Source organism: Rhodococcus sp. NPDC003318, assembly GCF_042879035.1.
In the GTDB taxonomy this organism is placed as follows: domain Bacteria; phylum Actinomycetota; class Actinomycetes; order Mycobacteriales; family Mycobacteriaceae; genus Rhodococcus_G.
In genome coordinates this window covers 12,558-26,067 of the sequence record NZ_JBIAOU010000011.1, presented here as the reverse complement: position 1 = coordinate 26,067, position 13,510 = coordinate 12,558, and the positions used below count along the sequence as shown (strand labels likewise).

11 protein-coding genes are annotated in these 13,510 nt (G+C 70.0%); 4 read left to right on the top strand and 7 right to left on the bottom strand.

The annotated features are described in order from the left end of the window. The first annotated feature begins 43 nt into the window (after positions 1–43). A complete protein-coding gene (locus tag ACFYVR_RS17720) occupies positions 44–799 on the top strand; it encodes a DUF4191 domain-containing protein (RefSeq protein WP_387475416.1) in 756 nt (251 codons plus the stop codon). A 210-nt stretch (positions 800–1,009) separates the two neighbouring features. Here the strand turns inward: ACFYVR_RS17720 and ACFYVR_RS17715 are convergent, their stop codons facing one another. Next, on the bottom strand, positions 1,010–1,480 hold the full coding sequence (locus ACFYVR_RS17715) for an RDD family protein (RefSeq protein WP_387475414.1): 471 nt from the start codon (positions 1,478–1,480) through the stop codon (positions 1,010–1,012). A 189-nt stretch (positions 1,481–1,669) separates the two neighbouring features. Between ACFYVR_RS17715 and glnA the strand changes: the two genes are divergently transcribed. Continuing rightward, the gene (gene glnA / locus ACFYVR_RS17710; RefSeq protein WP_387475412.1) at positions 1,670–3,106 is read left to right on the top strand and encodes a type I glutamate--ammonia ligase; all 1,437 of its coding nucleotides are present in this window, start codon (positions 1,670–1,672) and stop codon (positions 3,104–3,106) included. Between the two features lie 229 nt (positions 3,107–3,335). After that, positions 3,336–5,462, top strand: coding sequence for an FAD-dependent oxidoreductase (locus ACFYVR_RS17705; protein ID WP_387475410.1), 2,127 nt, complete (start codon positions 3,336–3,338; stop codon positions 5,460–5,462). 71 nt (positions 5,463–5,533) lie between these two features. Here the strand turns inward: ACFYVR_RS17705 and ACFYVR_RS17700 are convergent, their stop codons facing one another. The 3 genes from ACFYVR_RS17700 to ACFYVR_RS17690 all read right to left on the bottom strand — a co-directional run bounded on the left by ACFYVR_RS17700 (position 5,534) and on the right by ACFYVR_RS17690 (position 8,422). Next, entirely contained in the window at positions 5,534–6,631 is a 1,098-nt protein-coding gene (locus ACFYVR_RS17700; RefSeq protein WP_387475408.1) for an LLM class flavin-dependent oxidoreductase, read from the bottom strand. 5 nt (positions 6,632–6,636) lie between these two features. Next, positions 6,637–7,470 carry a hydroxyethylthiazole kinase gene (gene thiM, locus ACFYVR_RS17695; protein WP_387475406.1) on the bottom strand — a complete coding sequence of 278 codons (834 nt, stop codon included), beginning with the start codon at positions 7,468–7,470 and terminating at the stop codon, positions 6,637–6,639. Between the two features lie 64 nt (positions 7,471–7,534). Continuing rightward, positions 7,535–8,422: a sulfurtransferase gene (locus tag ACFYVR_RS17690; protein WP_387475404.1), complete on the bottom strand. Its 888-nt coding sequence runs from the start codon at positions 8,420–8,422 to the stop codon at positions 7,535–7,537. Between the two features lie 131 nt (positions 8,423–8,553). Between ACFYVR_RS17690 and ACFYVR_RS17685 the strand changes: the two genes are divergently transcribed. Beyond that, entirely contained in the window at positions 8,554–9,231 is a 678-nt protein-coding gene (locus tag ACFYVR_RS17685) for a GntR family transcriptional regulator (protein ID WP_387475402.1), read from the top strand. Between the two features lie 3 nt (positions 9,232–9,234). On the opposite strand, the gene ACFYVR_RS17680 is transcribed toward ACFYVR_RS17685, so the two are convergent. The 3 genes from ACFYVR_RS17680 to ACFYVR_RS17670 all read right to left on the bottom strand — a co-directional run bounded on the left by ACFYVR_RS17680 (position 9,235) and on the right by ACFYVR_RS17670 (position 13,504). Beyond that, positions 9,235–9,675, bottom strand: a complete 441-nt coding sequence (locus tag ACFYVR_RS17680) for a nitroreductase/quinone reductase family protein (protein WP_387475400.1) — start codon at positions 9,673–9,675, stop codon at positions 9,235–9,237. A 48-nt stretch (positions 9,676–9,723) separates the two neighbouring features. After that, positions 9,724–10,317: a C40 family peptidase gene (locus ACFYVR_RS17675; protein WP_387475398.1), complete on the bottom strand. Its 594-nt coding sequence runs from the start codon at positions 10,315–10,317 to the stop codon at positions 9,724–9,726. A 169-nt stretch (positions 10,318–10,486) separates the two neighbouring features. Then, on the bottom strand, positions 10,487–13,504 hold the full coding sequence (locus ACFYVR_RS17670; RefSeq protein WP_387475396.1) for a bifunctional [glutamine synthetase] adenylyltransferase/[glutamine synthetase]-adenylyl-L-tyrosine phosphorylase: 3,018 nt from the start codon (positions 13,502–13,504) through the stop codon (positions 10,487–10,489). Between the last annotated feature and the right edge of the window lie 6 nt (positions 13,505–13,510).

Genomic DNA, 13,510 nt, shown 5'->3' with positions numbered 1-13,510 from the left:
TCGGGTGCGATCGGTCGCGGGCCCGGGTCGTATCCTGTGAGGTATGGCGAACGGCAGCACGTCCGGTAAAGCGGGCAAGGCGACAAAAGAGGCGAAAGCCGCCGCGAAGGCGGCACGTAGGCAGGCATCGAAGGAACGACGCAGCCAGCTGTGGCAGGCGTTCAACTTGCAGCGCAAGGAAGACAAGCTGCTGCTGCCACTGATGATCGGCGCCGTCGTCGGCCTCGCCGTGGTGCTCTTCCTGATCGGACTGATCTGGGGCATCCAGTGGTTCCTGCTGCCCGTCGGCATCCTCCTCGGGGTGCTGGTCGCGTTCGTCATCTTCGGCCGCCGCGTGCAGAGGACGGTGTACGGCAAGGCCGACGGTCAGGCCGGCGCGGCGGCGTGGGCGCTGGACAACCTGCAGGGCGCCTGGCGGGTGACGAACACGATCGCGGGCACCACCCAGCTCGACGCGGTGCACCGGGTGATCGGCCGGCCGGGTGTCATCCTGGTCGCGGAGGGCTCACCTCAGCGCGTGAAGTCGCTACTCGCACAAGAGAAGAAGAAGACCGCCCGACTCGTCGGCGACACCCCGATCTACGACATCGTCGTCGGCAACGACGAGGGCCAGGTTCCGCTCGCGCAGCTGCAGAAGTACCTGACCAAACTCCCCCGCAACATCGACACCAAGCGGATGGACACCATCGAGTCCCGCCTGTCCGCCCTCGGCAACCGCGGCGGCCCGGCGATGCCGAAGGGCCCCCTCCCCGGCGGCGCGAAGATGAAGGGTGTCCAGCGCACCATCCGCCGCCGCTGAGGCATCCCCCCGCCACCCGTGTTCCCTGTACCCCTCACGGGCCGAAGGTCCCCTTTGCGCGATCTGACCGCATGAAGGTCACCTTCACCCGGGAGCGTCCCCAGCGCCCCTGAACGGCCGAAGGGGGCCTTCGTGCGGTTGAACCGCACGAAGGCCCCCTTCAGCCCATTCGGGAGGTGACGCGGACCCGTTCGAGCGGCAAGCCGAGAGTCAGCGGGAGCGGACCAGCGCGGTTCCGGTGGCGCGGTCGTGCATGCCGCGTCCGTCGGTGTCGGTGATCAGCGGGGGAACCATGAACACCAGCAGCACCTGGCGGGCCAGCGCACGGACGATGCCCACCCCGACAGGCTTGTCGATGCGCGCGACCTGCAGCCCGACGATGTACTGGCCGGGAGTGAACGAGAACAGCGTCACGGTCACGACACCGACGACGAACCACACCATCAGAATGACGCTGGACAGCCGGCTGTCGAGTGCGTCACCGCCCAGGATGAGGATCGACACGCCGCCGGCCATCAGCCAGTCGAGCATCAGTGCGCCGAGGCGGCGACCCGAACCGACCAGCGAACCCGGCCCCGTCTCGGGCAGTCCGATCCGCTCACCTCGGTACTTGGTGCCGTCGTCGTCGAGCGGAAGTGCCGCCGAGGGGCCGGAGAGCCAGGATCCAGTCATGCGCGCCATGTGTCCAGGATAGGCGCTTTCCGACGGCTCACAGCGGGCCCGGCAGGGATGTGACCTACGTCGTAAACCAGGACGTGTAACACTGGCGAAACACAGACTTGATGGATGGGCAACACCGAGTCCATACCGTCGCCTCGACGAAACCCGCCGCATCAACATTGGCTGGGACCCAACTGAAGGAGCACAAGCGTGGCGTTCAGCACGGCCGAAGAGGTCATCAAGTACATCGCCGACGAGCAGGTCGAGTACGTCGACATCCGATTCAGCGACCTGCCCGGCGTCCAGCAGCACTTCTCGATCCCGGCCTCGGCATTCAACAAGGACGTCTTCGAGGACGGCCTGGCGTTCGACGGCTCCTCGGTCCGCGGCTTCCAGTCGATCCACGAGTCGGACATGATGCTGCTGCCCGACGTCAGCACCGCGCAGCTCGACCCCTTCCGCGCCGCCAAGACGCTCAACATCAACTTCTTCGTCCACGACCCGTTCACCCGTGAGTCCTACAGCCGCGACCCCCGCAACGTCGCGCGCAAGGCGGAGGAGTACCTCAAGTCCACCGGCATCGCCGACACCGCCTTCTTCGGTGCCGAGGCCGAGTTCTACATCTTCGACAACGTCTCCTACGAGTCGAACATGAACGGCGCGTTCTACAAGCTGGACGCCGTCTCCGGCGCATGGAACACCGGCAACGAGCGCAACGCCGACGGCAGCCCGAACCTCGGTTACAAGGTCCGCGCGAAGGGTGGCTACTTCCCCGTCGCTCCGTACGACCACTACGTCGACCTGCGCGACGAGATCTCCACCAACCTGCAGAACGCCGGCTTCGAGCTCGAGCGCGGCCACCACGAGGTCGGCACCGGCGGCCAGCAGGAGATCAACTACAAGTTCAACACCCTGCTCGCGGCGGCCGACGACCTGCAGCTGTTCAAGTACATCGTCAAGAACACCGCCTGGCAGCACGGCAAGTCCGCGACCTTCATGCCGAAGCCCCTCTTCGGTGACAACGGCTCCGGCATGCACGTCCACCAGTCCCTGTGGAAGGACGGCAAGCCGCTGTTCCACGACGAGGCCGGCTACGCGGGCCTGTCCGACCTGGCTCGCTGGTACATCGGCGGCATCCTGCACCACGCGCCGTCGCTGCTCGCGTTCACCAACCCGACCATCAACTCGTACCACCGCCTGGTCCCGGGCTACGAGGCCCCGATCAACCTGGTGTACAGCCAGCGCAACCGCTCCGCGGCCGTCCGCATCCCGATCACCGGGAACAACCCGAAGGCCAAGCGCCTCGAGTTCCGCGCGCCGGACTCCTCCGGCAACCCGTACCTGAACTTCGCCGCGCAGATGATGGCCGGCCTCGACGGCATCAAGAACAAGATCGAGCCGATGGCTCCGGTCGACAAGGACCTCTACGAGCTCCCGCCGGAGGAGGCCCGCAACATCCCGCAGGCCCCCACCAGCCTGAGCGCCGTCATCGACCGGCTCGAGCAGGATCACGACTACCTCACCGAGGGTGGCGTGTTCACGTCCGACCTGATCGAGACCTGGATCTCGCTCAAGCGTGAGCAGGAGATCGCGCCCGTCAACCTGCGGCCGCACCCCTACGAGTTCCAGCTCTACTACGACGTGTAAATCGGCACCGCCGACGCGACGTGTAAATCGGCACCGCCGACGCGACGTGTAAATCGGCACCGCCGACGCGACGAGCCCATCCGCACCGCGGGTGGGCTCGTCCCCGTTTCGGCTGAGGGGGGCCTTCGTGCGGCCCGACGGCACGAAGGCCCCCCTCAGCCGCACGGCGGGGTCCCGTTGAGCGAGAAGTCCGGCCACGACAGCCGCGGGCGCACATAGCTTCTGGCGGGTGACGATCCGACAGCAGACCTTCCCTCACCTCCTCTCGTCCGGCAGCATCGGGCCCCTCGGGCTCGGCAACCGGGTGATCCTCCCGGCGATGGACATGAACCTGAGCGAGGACGGGGAGATCGAGCAGGTCGACATCGAGCACTTCGCCGCTCGGGCGGCGGGCGGTGCCGCGATGGTCATCACCGGCTGTTGTGCCGTCGCGTACCCCGTCGGATGCACCAGCCGCAAGGAACCCGGCCTGTCCGAGGACCGCTTCATCCCGGGCCTCAAGGCCCTCGCCGACGCCGTGCACGGCGCCGGCAGCAAGCTCTGCGTGCAGATGACGCACCACGGCAAGGTCGCCCGGATCGACACCCTCGACGGCCGTCCGCAGCTGGTTGCGTCGATCCCCGAACCGCCCGGCGACATGAGCGCGATGGCCGACTGCACCCCCGAGGAACTGGGGAAGATGGCCGCCATCCAGGAGGGCAAGCGGGCCACCTACCACGAGGCAACCCGGGAGGACCTCGACTGGCTGGTGCGGATGTTCGCCGAGGCCGCGGGACGCGTGCAGGCGGCCGGTGGCGACGCCGTCGAGATCCACTGCGCCCACAACTACGTCCTCGGCGGTTTCCTGAGCCGCTACTCCAACCAGCGCACCGACGACTACGGCGGGTCACTGGAGAACCGGGCGCGCCTGACGTGCGAGGTCATTCGCGCGGTCAAGGACGAGGTCGGCGACCGCCTCGCCGTCATCGTGCGCCTCGCCGGCCAGGAGTACGGCGAGTCCGACGGACTCACCGCCGACGAAGCGGCCGCCGCGGCAGTGCTCTTCGAACAGGCCGGCGCGGACGCCATTCACGTCACGGGCACCGCCCTCAATGCGTTCGCGAACTTCACCGACGGCCCGCTGCCCGACACGGTCGGCTACTACGCCGACAACGCCGCGGTCATCAAGCGTGCCGTGTCGGTTCCGGTCATCACCGTCGGCCGCATCCTTCCCGAGGTCGGCGAGCAGATGATCGCCGACGGCCGGACCGATTTCGTCGCGATGGGCCGTCAGCTGCTGGCCGACCCCGAGCTCGTGAACAAGCTGAAGTCCGGTCGCGCCGAGCGGGTCCGGCCGTGCATCAACTGCTATGTCTGTGTGCAGGAGAACTTCTGGGACGCCACGCCGCTGTGCGCGGTCAATCCCGCACTCGGCAACGAGTCGTTGCTCCCCTTCCCCCGCGCCGCGACCCGCAAGCACGTCGTCGTCGTGGGAGCGGGTCCCGGCGGACTCGAGACCGCCCGGGTGGCCACCGAGCGCGGCCACCGGGTGACCGTGCTGGACAAGACCGATCGCCTCGGGGGCACGCTGTGGTTCTCCACCCTGACCACCCCCGACAACGAGCGGCTCCTGAACTGGCTCACCGCCGAGATCGAGCGGCTGGGCGTCGAGGTCCGGCTCGGGACCGAGGCGACGGCCGACTCGATCCGGGCCCTGGCACCGGACGCCGTCGTCGTCGCGACCGGCGCCACGAGGGAACGCCCGAGCGTGCCCGGCGGTGACCTGCCGCACGTGCACACCGGCGACTCGCTGCGCGCCCTGATGACCGGCACGGGCGACGTCTCGGATCAGTCGCTCGTCCTCCGGGTCGCGGGCCGGCTCGGAAGACTGCTCGGAATCACCAGGAGCCCGGCGAGGATCCGCGACCTGAGCCGCCGGTTCCTCAGGTTCGCGCCGATGAGCCGGAACGTCGTCGTCGTCGGTGGCTCGCTCGTCGGTCTCGAGCTGGCGGAGTTCCTGGCGGAGCGGGGCAGCCGGGTGACGCTGCTCGCCGAGGGCGGTCAGCTCGGCGTGCCGATGGCGATGCCGCGCCGCTGGACCGCCGTCAAGCACGCCCGGGAGGTGGGTGTCACGGTCCACCGCAACGCGACCGTGCAGCGCATCACCCGCACGACGGTCGAGTTCGCCGTCGACGGCGGGTCCCTCTCGGTCCCGGCGAGCATGGTCGTCGTGGCGTCGGGTGTATCCGCGGCAGCGCCGCTGGCCGACGACCTCGCCCGGCAGGGCGTCGACGTCCGGGTCGTCGGCGACGCGGGCAGCGTCGACTACATCGAGGGCGCGATGCACTCCGCCTGGCGGGTCGCGACCGCCCTCTGATGCGGCGTCGCCGCAGTGGTGCACTTGTGGACCCCCGGCCCTCCGAAAGTGCACCACTGCGCGAAGCGCACCTACAAGCGCGGGATCAGATGCTCGGCGACCTGTTTCGCCTCGTCGATCAGGGGCCAGCCGGCCAGGATCAGCGAGGTCAGGCCGGTCCGGTCCTGCAACTCGTGGACGTGGCCGGCGATCTCGTCGGGGTCGCCGACGTAGTACACCGCGGACGAGCCGGTCGCGAAGATGTCGAGCGGCGACCACGCGGTGATGCCGGCGTACAGGCCGTCGCCGAGGTACAGGTCCGCGGGCTCGGGGATCTTGCCCGCGACGATGGTGTCCACCCAGCCCTGACGCTGCGCGTCCCGCGCGGTGAAGGTCGTCAGGTCCTGCTTGCCTGCGGTCCGGCGGCGTACCGCGTTGTCGAGGACGTCGGTGATCTGGTCGATGCCGGCCTTCTCGAACAGCGACCGGAACCGGTCCATCGCCTCGTCCCGGTTCGGGCGCACGACGACACCGGACAGCGCGCCGAAGTCGGTGAACTCGCGACCCGCAGCGGCCGCGGCGGCGCGGGCACCGTCGAACTTCTCCTTGACGATGGAGGTTTCGCGCAGCATGGCCAGGTAGGCGTCGAGGAGCTTGCCGGAGTTCGCGAGGCCCGCGGGCGAGTCGCCGGTCCCCCACAGCGGGACGGTGTGGCCCTCCGCGGAGTCGACACGCAGCGGCGTGTTCGGGAAGTTCGACGCGGTGCCCTCGCGGTAGTAGCGCCGGAAGTCGGCCCAGTACTGCTCGCCGAGTTCGTACCGCCGGTCGTGTTCGACGTTCATGTCGTACTTGGTCAGGATGTTGTCGCGACCGTTGACGGAGTTGATCATCAGCCGTCCGCCGCTGAACGCGTCGAAGGTCAGGGCCTTCTCGGCGAGCAGCCGCGCGGGGGTCATGTTGGCGTACACGGCGACGAGGAACTTCATCCGCGACGTGTGCGAGGCCGCCCAGGTCGCGGACAGGAAGGGGTCGTTGGACCAGGTCGCGACCAGGGCGCCTTCGAAGCCACCGTCGTCGATGGTCTTCGCGAGTTCGATCTGCCGCTGTCCGTCGACGGGGTAGAGCCCGCCGGGGCTCCAGGGGAAGTCGCCGTCGGCCTGGGTCAGATACCAGAAGGTCTTGATGCTCATCGGTTCTACGCCCCGACCGTGACGTCGAACGTCTCGACGATCGCCCGGTCCGCGAGGGCCGCGGCGTCGACGGTGTAGAGGGCGTCCAGGTACGCGACCGCGAACGATCCGGGTCCGGACGAGTTCGCCTCCGCGATCTCCGCCGCGACCGCGACGTGGGCGTGGGCGGCGGCGAGCCCGATCAGGGGCGTCGGCGCGACGGCGAGGTACGCGGCGACGAGTCCGCCGAGCGAGCAGCCGGTGGAGGTGACGCGGGGCAGCATCGCGCTGCCGCCGCCGATCCGGAGCCCGACGACGGTGCCGTCGGCGTCACGGCCGACGAGGTGGTCGACGGGGCCGGACGCGGACACCGCGTCACTGTGCTCGAGCAGTGCGACGGCGGCGGGCACCGCGGCGGCCGGATCGTCGGAGCTGTCGACGCCGCGGGTGTCGCCGCCGAGCCCGGCGAGCGCGATGATCTCGGAGGCGTTGCCGCGGATGGCGGTGGGGCGGTACTTCAGCAGGTCCACGGCCAGGCCGCTGCGCCAGCCGAGTCCGCCGACACCGACCGGGTCGAGGACCCACGGGGTCCCCGCGTCACGCGCTGCCTCGGCCGCGACCGTGAACGCCGTGGCCGTGCCGTCGTCGGGAGTGCCGAGGTTGACCAGCACGCCGCCGGCGATGCGCGCGAAATCGCCTGCCTCGTGGGCATTGTCGATGTGGGCGTTGCTGGCGCCCGCCGCGAGCAGCACGTTGGTGAGGAAGTTCGCCGACACGATGTTGGTCAGCGAGTGCACGAGCGGCACCCGGGTGCGCAGCGCGTCGAGGGATCCGGCAAGGTCGGCAGAGGAGATCGTCATGGAAAGTCCTGGGGCAGTGGGGTTGTGGAGGAAAGTCGGGGTCACACGCGCCGGCGACATCGCATCACGCGTCACCGCCCGCCGTGACCACGAGCGGCAGCGACGGGTCCGCCGACCACTCCTCGATCGATCCGTCGTACACCCGCACCGACTCGTGGCCGGACAGGACGAGGCCGAGTGCGGTCAGGCATGCCGACACCCCACCTCCGCAGTAGATCACCAGGGGGCGTTCAGTGTCGGCGAGTGCGGCGTCCGCGAGCGACCGCAGCTCCTCGGCGCCACGCACGCAACCGTTGTCGTCGAGGAGGGTCTTCGCGGACAGGTTGCGGCTGCCGGGGATGTGACCGCGGCGGCTGTAGCGGGTCTGCTCGGCACCGGTGAACTGGGCGGGCGCGAGTGCGCACACCAGTGTGCCGGCCGCGCGTCCGGTGCTGACGTCCTCGACCTCGGTGCGGTCGACCCACAGTCCGCGGTCGACGAGGTCGTCGGCGGACACGGTCGCAGGCACCGCAGCGGGCGCGTCACCCGATTCGACGGGCAGGCCGAGCGCGGTCCAGCGGGCGAGACCGCCGTCGAGGACGCGGGCGTCGATGCCGACCCCGCGCAGCAGCCACCACACCCGTGCGGCCCACGTCATCCCGCCCTGGTCGTAGACCACGACCGGTGTGTCGGCGGCGATGCCGAGCGCGGCGAGGTCACGCGCGAGCGCCGCGCGTGACGGCCGGCTGAAGTGCAACGCCTTGGCGGTGTCCGACAGCGTGGTCAGCAGGTCGACGTGGCGAGATCCGGGCACGTGCGCCCGACGCCACAGCGCCCCGCCCGACTCGGGCCGGTAGTCACCGTCGAATCGGGCAGGCGCGAGCAGCACCGTGCCGTCGAGCACGACCGGCGCATCGGGGACGCCGAGCTGTTCGGCCAGATCCTGCGCCTGGATCACTGGTTGCACCGACATGCCTTCCTGAGGGGGTTCGAACAACCCGAACCTAAATGAAGACATGCGTATACGCAAGTATTCGAATGTCGCCCCTGGCATAATCGGACGACGACCACACCACCACCCGCCGGACCGACAGAGGGGACACGATGCGCGAGGACGACGACCTGGGCACCCTGATGCCCACCGGGACCGCCGGCCGCTCCGACCAGACGTCGAAGCAGTACCTGCGGCTGCGCGCGGACATCCTCGACGGCAAGTTCCCGCAAGGCGCGCCGCTGCACGAAACCCAGCTGAGCGAAACCTACGGCGCCTCACGCACCCCCATCCGCGAGGCGCTGAACTGGCTGGCCCACGACGGCCTCCTCGAACGCGCGGCCCGCGGATTCCGCGTCCGCTCCGGCACACCCGAGGACGTCATCGAGATCTACGCCGCCCGTGTCGCGCTGGAATCGGAGGCCGCCGGCGCCGCCGCCCTGCGCCACACCGACCTGGACATGGCCAGACTCGAACGGCTGCACGGCTTCTGCTGCGACGCGGCCGACGACGCCGACGTCCGCACCGGCAACTTCCGGTTCCACGAGGCCCTCTGGCAGGCCGCCCACAACACGACCATCACGGCCCTGCTCGTCCGGCTGACCACACAGCTGCGCATCTACGACAGCGGTCCCCCGTCGAACTACGGCGAGCCCGACCTGCTCAACTCCGAGCACGCCCAGATCCTCGACGCCCTGCGCGCCCGCGACGAACGCGCCGCTCGCGAACACATGCGCGCCCACCTCGAACGCAGCCGCGAGCAACGAATCCGCCTGTTCGCGAACGGCTGACGCCTACTTCCGAATTCGGGTGAGGGCGACGACCGGAATCACCCGCACCCCTGCGGTCTTCGCCGCGTACTCGGCGAAACCCGGGTAGCGGCTGGCCTGTTCGGTGTAGATCCGGTCCCGCTCGTCGCCCGTCACCTCGTCGACCGACACCGGGTAGGTCTCGGTGCCGCGCTCGACCTGCGCGGTGTCCGCGGCGACCAGGTTGAGGTACCAGGCGGGATGGGTCGGTGCGCCCGCCTTGGACGCGAACACGTAGATCCGGTCCGGGTCGCCCTCGTCCGCGAGGTACATCATCGGGGAGACCAGTTCGCGGCCCGACTTGCGGCCCCGATGGTGCAGCAACACCATCGGGGCGCCCTCGAAGGGCCCACCGACCCTCCCCTCGTTCGATCGGAACTCGGCGATGATGTTCGCATTCCAGTCGTTCGGGGCGGCTGCGTTCACGGACGGTCCTTCCTCGCGGCGTGAACGCAGTCTACGACCCCCGCGACCTCAGTACCGGCGCGCCGCGAAGAACGGCATCGAGTCCAGCGGTGCGCGTTTGACGGGCTGCCCGCTCGTCGGCGCGTGGACGACGATGCCGTCGCCCGCGTAGAGGCCGACGTGTTCGGCGCCGCTGAACAGCACCACGTCGCCGGGCTGCAGGTCCCCGCGACCAACGGGACTGCCACCCTTGACCTGGTCGTACGTGGTGCGCGGGACCGAGACACCGGCCTGCCTGTACGCCCACTGGACCAGGCCGGAGCAGTCGAAGGAGTCCGGTCCGGCTGCGCCCCACACGTACGGTGCGCCCAGCTTGGACAGCGCGGCGTCGAGCGCCCGCTGCCCGTGGGTGTACAGCGGCGCGGGTACCTTCGGCACCACGCTCTCGGGCACTGCGGGCGCCGGACTCTGGGGCGCCGACCCCTGCGGCACCGGCGGAAGCCACGGAACCTCGACGGTGCCGACCCCGGGGATGGTGACGGGCGCCGCGGACGCGGGGGCGGCGGGCAGTGCCAGCACACCCGCGGTGATCGCGGTGGCGACGACGAGGCCACGAACCGTGCGCGACGTTCGGCTGCTGCGGGGCTTCCGGTGCTTCGACATCTGGCGGATTCCTCCAGGATTCTCCGGCCGACGGCGCTCGTCGGCGACGCATCGAAGAATCCCGGGCGATGCCCGCACTGACAGCGGGAGGATTACCCCCGGACATACCCGTTCCGTGAAAACCGGTACTACGCAGCAGATTTCGTCTTACACCGTACGAACGCGAGGCTCAGCCACCGAATGCCTTCTCCACCACAGCTTTTGCCCGCCGAGTGACCCGCATGTAGTTGTCGAGGAACTCGTTCGCGTCCCCGCCGGGCCAACCCGCGACCTGCGCGACCGCGGACAGCACCCGCCCCGGCCCCGGCAACTGGTCGGTCGGCTTACCGCGCACCAGCACCAGCGCGTTGCGCGCCTTCGTCGCGGTGAGCCAGGCGTCGCGGAGCAGTTCGACATCGGTCTCGGCGAGCAGCTCCGCCGTCCCGATCGCGTCGAGAGACTCGAGTGTCGACGTGTTGTGCAGCGCAGGCACTTCGTGCGCGTGCCGCAGCTGGATCAGCTGGACGGTCCACTCGACGTCGGCGAGTCCGCCGCGGCCGAGCTTGGTGTGCGTGGCGGGATCCGCGCCCCGGGGAAGTCGTTCGGAGTCCACCCGCGCCTTGATCCGCCGGATCTCGCGGACCGCGGTCTCGGACACTCCACCCTCGGGATACCGGAACTCGTCGATCATGTGCAGGAAGCGAAGCCCGAGGTCCTCGTCGCCGGTGATGGCGTGGGCACGCAGCAGCGCCTGGATCTCCCACGCCTGCGCCCACTGACGGTAGTAGGCCTGATACGACGCCAACGTCCGCACCACGGGCCCGTTACGCCCCTCGGGCCGCAGGCCGGTGTCGACCTCGAGCGGCGGATCCGTACTCGGAGCGCCGAGCAGCGCGCGCACCCGGTCGGCAACCATGTTGGCCCACTTGACCGCTCGGGTCTCGTCGGCCCCCGGCCTCGGTTCGCACACGAACAGCACGTCGGCGTCCGAGCCGTAACCGAGTTCACCGCCGCCGAGGCGACCCATGCCGATCACCGCCAGCGACGCCGGTGCGCTCTCCCCCATCTCGGCCTCGCTGGCCCGGATCACTGCGGCGAGTGCGGCGCCGAGCACCGCCGCCCACACCGACGACAGTGCCCGGCAGACCTGCGGGACGTCGAGCATGCCGAGCACGTCCGCGGATGCGACGCGCGCCAGCTCGTGACGGCGCAACGACCGCGCCGCCCCGACCGCGCGCGTGGGGTCGTCGTAGCGCGCCGAGGACGCGAGGATCCCCCGCGTGACGTCCACGGGGTCGACGTCGAGCAGGCGCGGACCGGTCGGGCCGTCGGCGAACAGCCGCAGCACGTCCGGCGCCTTGATCAGCAGGTCGGGCAGGTAGGCCGAGGACCCGAGCACGATCATCAGCCGCTGCGCGACGGCACCCTCGTCGCGCAGCATGCGCAGGTACCACTCGGCGTCCATCATCGCGTCCGACAGTCGCCGGTAGGCCAGCAGGCCGGCATCGGGATCCGGTGTGTCGCTGAGCCATTCGAGCAGGGTCGGCAGCAGCAGCGCTTGGATCCGGCCCTTGCGCGACGCCCCCGACGTCAAGGCTTTGAGGTGGCCGAGCGCGTTCTCCGGCGCCGCGTACCCGAGTGCGGCGAGCTGCCGGACGGCGGCGTCCGGGCTCAGCCGCAGCGCCTCCTTGTCCAGCCGCGCAACGGATTCGAGCAGCGGGCGGTAGAAGAGCTTGGCGTGCAGCCGCCGGATGCGGTGGGCGTTGCGCTTGATCTCGGCATTGAGGACGCCGAGCGAGTCGGTGCGGCCGTCGGGGCGCATGTGCGCGGCCCGCGCCAGCCAGCGCAGGCCCTCCTCGTCGTCGGCGGGCGGCAACGTGTGCGTCCGCTTGAGTTTCTGCAGCTGCAGCCGGTGCTCGATCAGCCGGAGGAACTCGTACGACGCGGTGAGGTTGGCGGCGTCGTCACGACCGACGTACCCTCCCGCCGCGAGCGCGGTCAACGCGTCGATGGTGCTCTGCACCCGCAACGACTCGTCGGCCCGGCCGTGCACGAGTTGCAGGAGCTGCACGGCGAATTCGACGTCCCGCAGGCTGCCGCGGCCGAGTTTGATCTCGCGTTCCCGCAGCTCCGGCGGCACCATCTCCTCGACCCGGCGGCGCATCGCCTGCACCTCGGGAACGAAGTCCTCCCGCTCGGCCGCGGTCCACACCATCGGGTTGAGCGCGTCCACGTACCGCTGCCCCAGTTCGAGGTCGCCGGTGGCCGGACGCGCCTTGAGCAGCGCCTGGAACTCCCACGTCTTCGCCCACCGCTTGTAGTAGGCGATGTGCGAGTCCAGCGTGCGGACCAGTTCGCCGCGTTTGCCCTCCGGCCGCAGGGCCGCGTCCACCTCGAAGAATGCGGACGATCCGATGCGCATCAGCTCCCCGGCCAGACGGCTGGCGCAGGAGTCGGCGGGCTCCGCGACGAACACGACGTCGACGTCGCTGACGTAATTCAGTTCGCGCGCACCGCATTTGCCCATCGCGATGACCGCGAGGCGCGACTCGCACGGGCCGTCCGGATGGATGGTGGCCACGGCGACGGCGAGGGCCGCGGTCAGCGCGGCGTCCGCCATGTCCGACAGTTGGCGCCCGACCGTCTGGTACGGCAGCACGGGCTCGTTCTCGACGACGGCGGCCAGGTCGGCCGCCGCGAGCAGCAGCATCTGGTTCCGGTAGGTGCGGCGCAGCGCCTGCACGGCATCCGGTCCGGTGACGGCGGCGCGGTAGACGAGGTTGGTCTCCGACGCCGACGGGTCGGGGACCGCACGGACCGCCGCGAGCAGCTCGTCCGTGAGTTCCTTGCGGGTCGGCAGCATGACGTCGCCGCGCAGCAGCGGCCAGATCGTCGGATCCGAGGCGAGATGGTCACCGAGCGCGCTCGACGCCCCGATCACGCCGAACAGCCGACCGCGCAGCCCGGTGTCGGTGCGCAGCCCGGCGTCCAGTTCGGCCCAGCCGTCCTCGCCCAGTCCGTCCCGGATGCGGACCAGGGTCCGCAACGCCAGGTCCGCGTTCGCGGCCCGCGAGAGCGACCACAGCAGCTCGATGCTCTCGGCGTTGACCCATCCGAGGGTCGCGAGCTCGCCCGGCGCGGTCGGTTCGACCAGGCCGAGTCGGCCGACACCGGGAATCGTGGACCGGGCGGTGGGTGGCTTGACCATCGTCGT

Excerpts from the sequence above, each read along its gene's own strand:
- ACFYVR_RS17720 (WP_387475416.1), top strand. The coding sequence starts at position 44 with ATGGCGAACGGCAGCACGTCCGGTAAAGCGGGCAAGGCGACAAAAGAG.
- ACFYVR_RS17715 (WP_387475414.1), bottom strand. The coding sequence starts at position 1,480 with ATGGCGCGCATGACTGGATCCTGGCTCTCCGGCCCCTCGGCGGCACTT.
- ACFYVR_RS17700 (WP_387475408.1), bottom strand. The coding sequence starts at position 6,631 with ATGAGCATCAAGACCTTCTGGTATCTGACCCAGGCCGACGGCGACTTC.
- thiM (WP_387475406.1), bottom strand. The coding sequence starts at position 7,470 with ATGACGATCTCCTCTGCCGACCTTGCCGGATCCCTCGACGCGCTGCGC.
- ACFYVR_RS17690 (WP_387475404.1), bottom strand. The coding sequence starts at position 8,422 with ATGTCGGTGCAACCAGTGATCCAGGCGCAGGATCTGGCCGAACAGCTC.
- ACFYVR_RS17685 (WP_387475402.1), top strand. The coding sequence starts at position 8,554 with ATGCGCGAGGACGACGACCTGGGCACCCTGATGCCCACCGGGACCGCC.
- ACFYVR_RS17675 (WP_387475398.1), bottom strand. The coding sequence starts at position 10,317 with ATGTCGAAGCACCGGAAGCCCCGCAGCAGCCGAACGTCGCGCACGGTT.
- ACFYVR_RS17670 (WP_387475396.1), bottom strand. The coding sequence starts at position 13,504 with ATGGTCAAGCCACCCACCGCCCGGTCCACGATTCCCGGTGTCGGCCGA.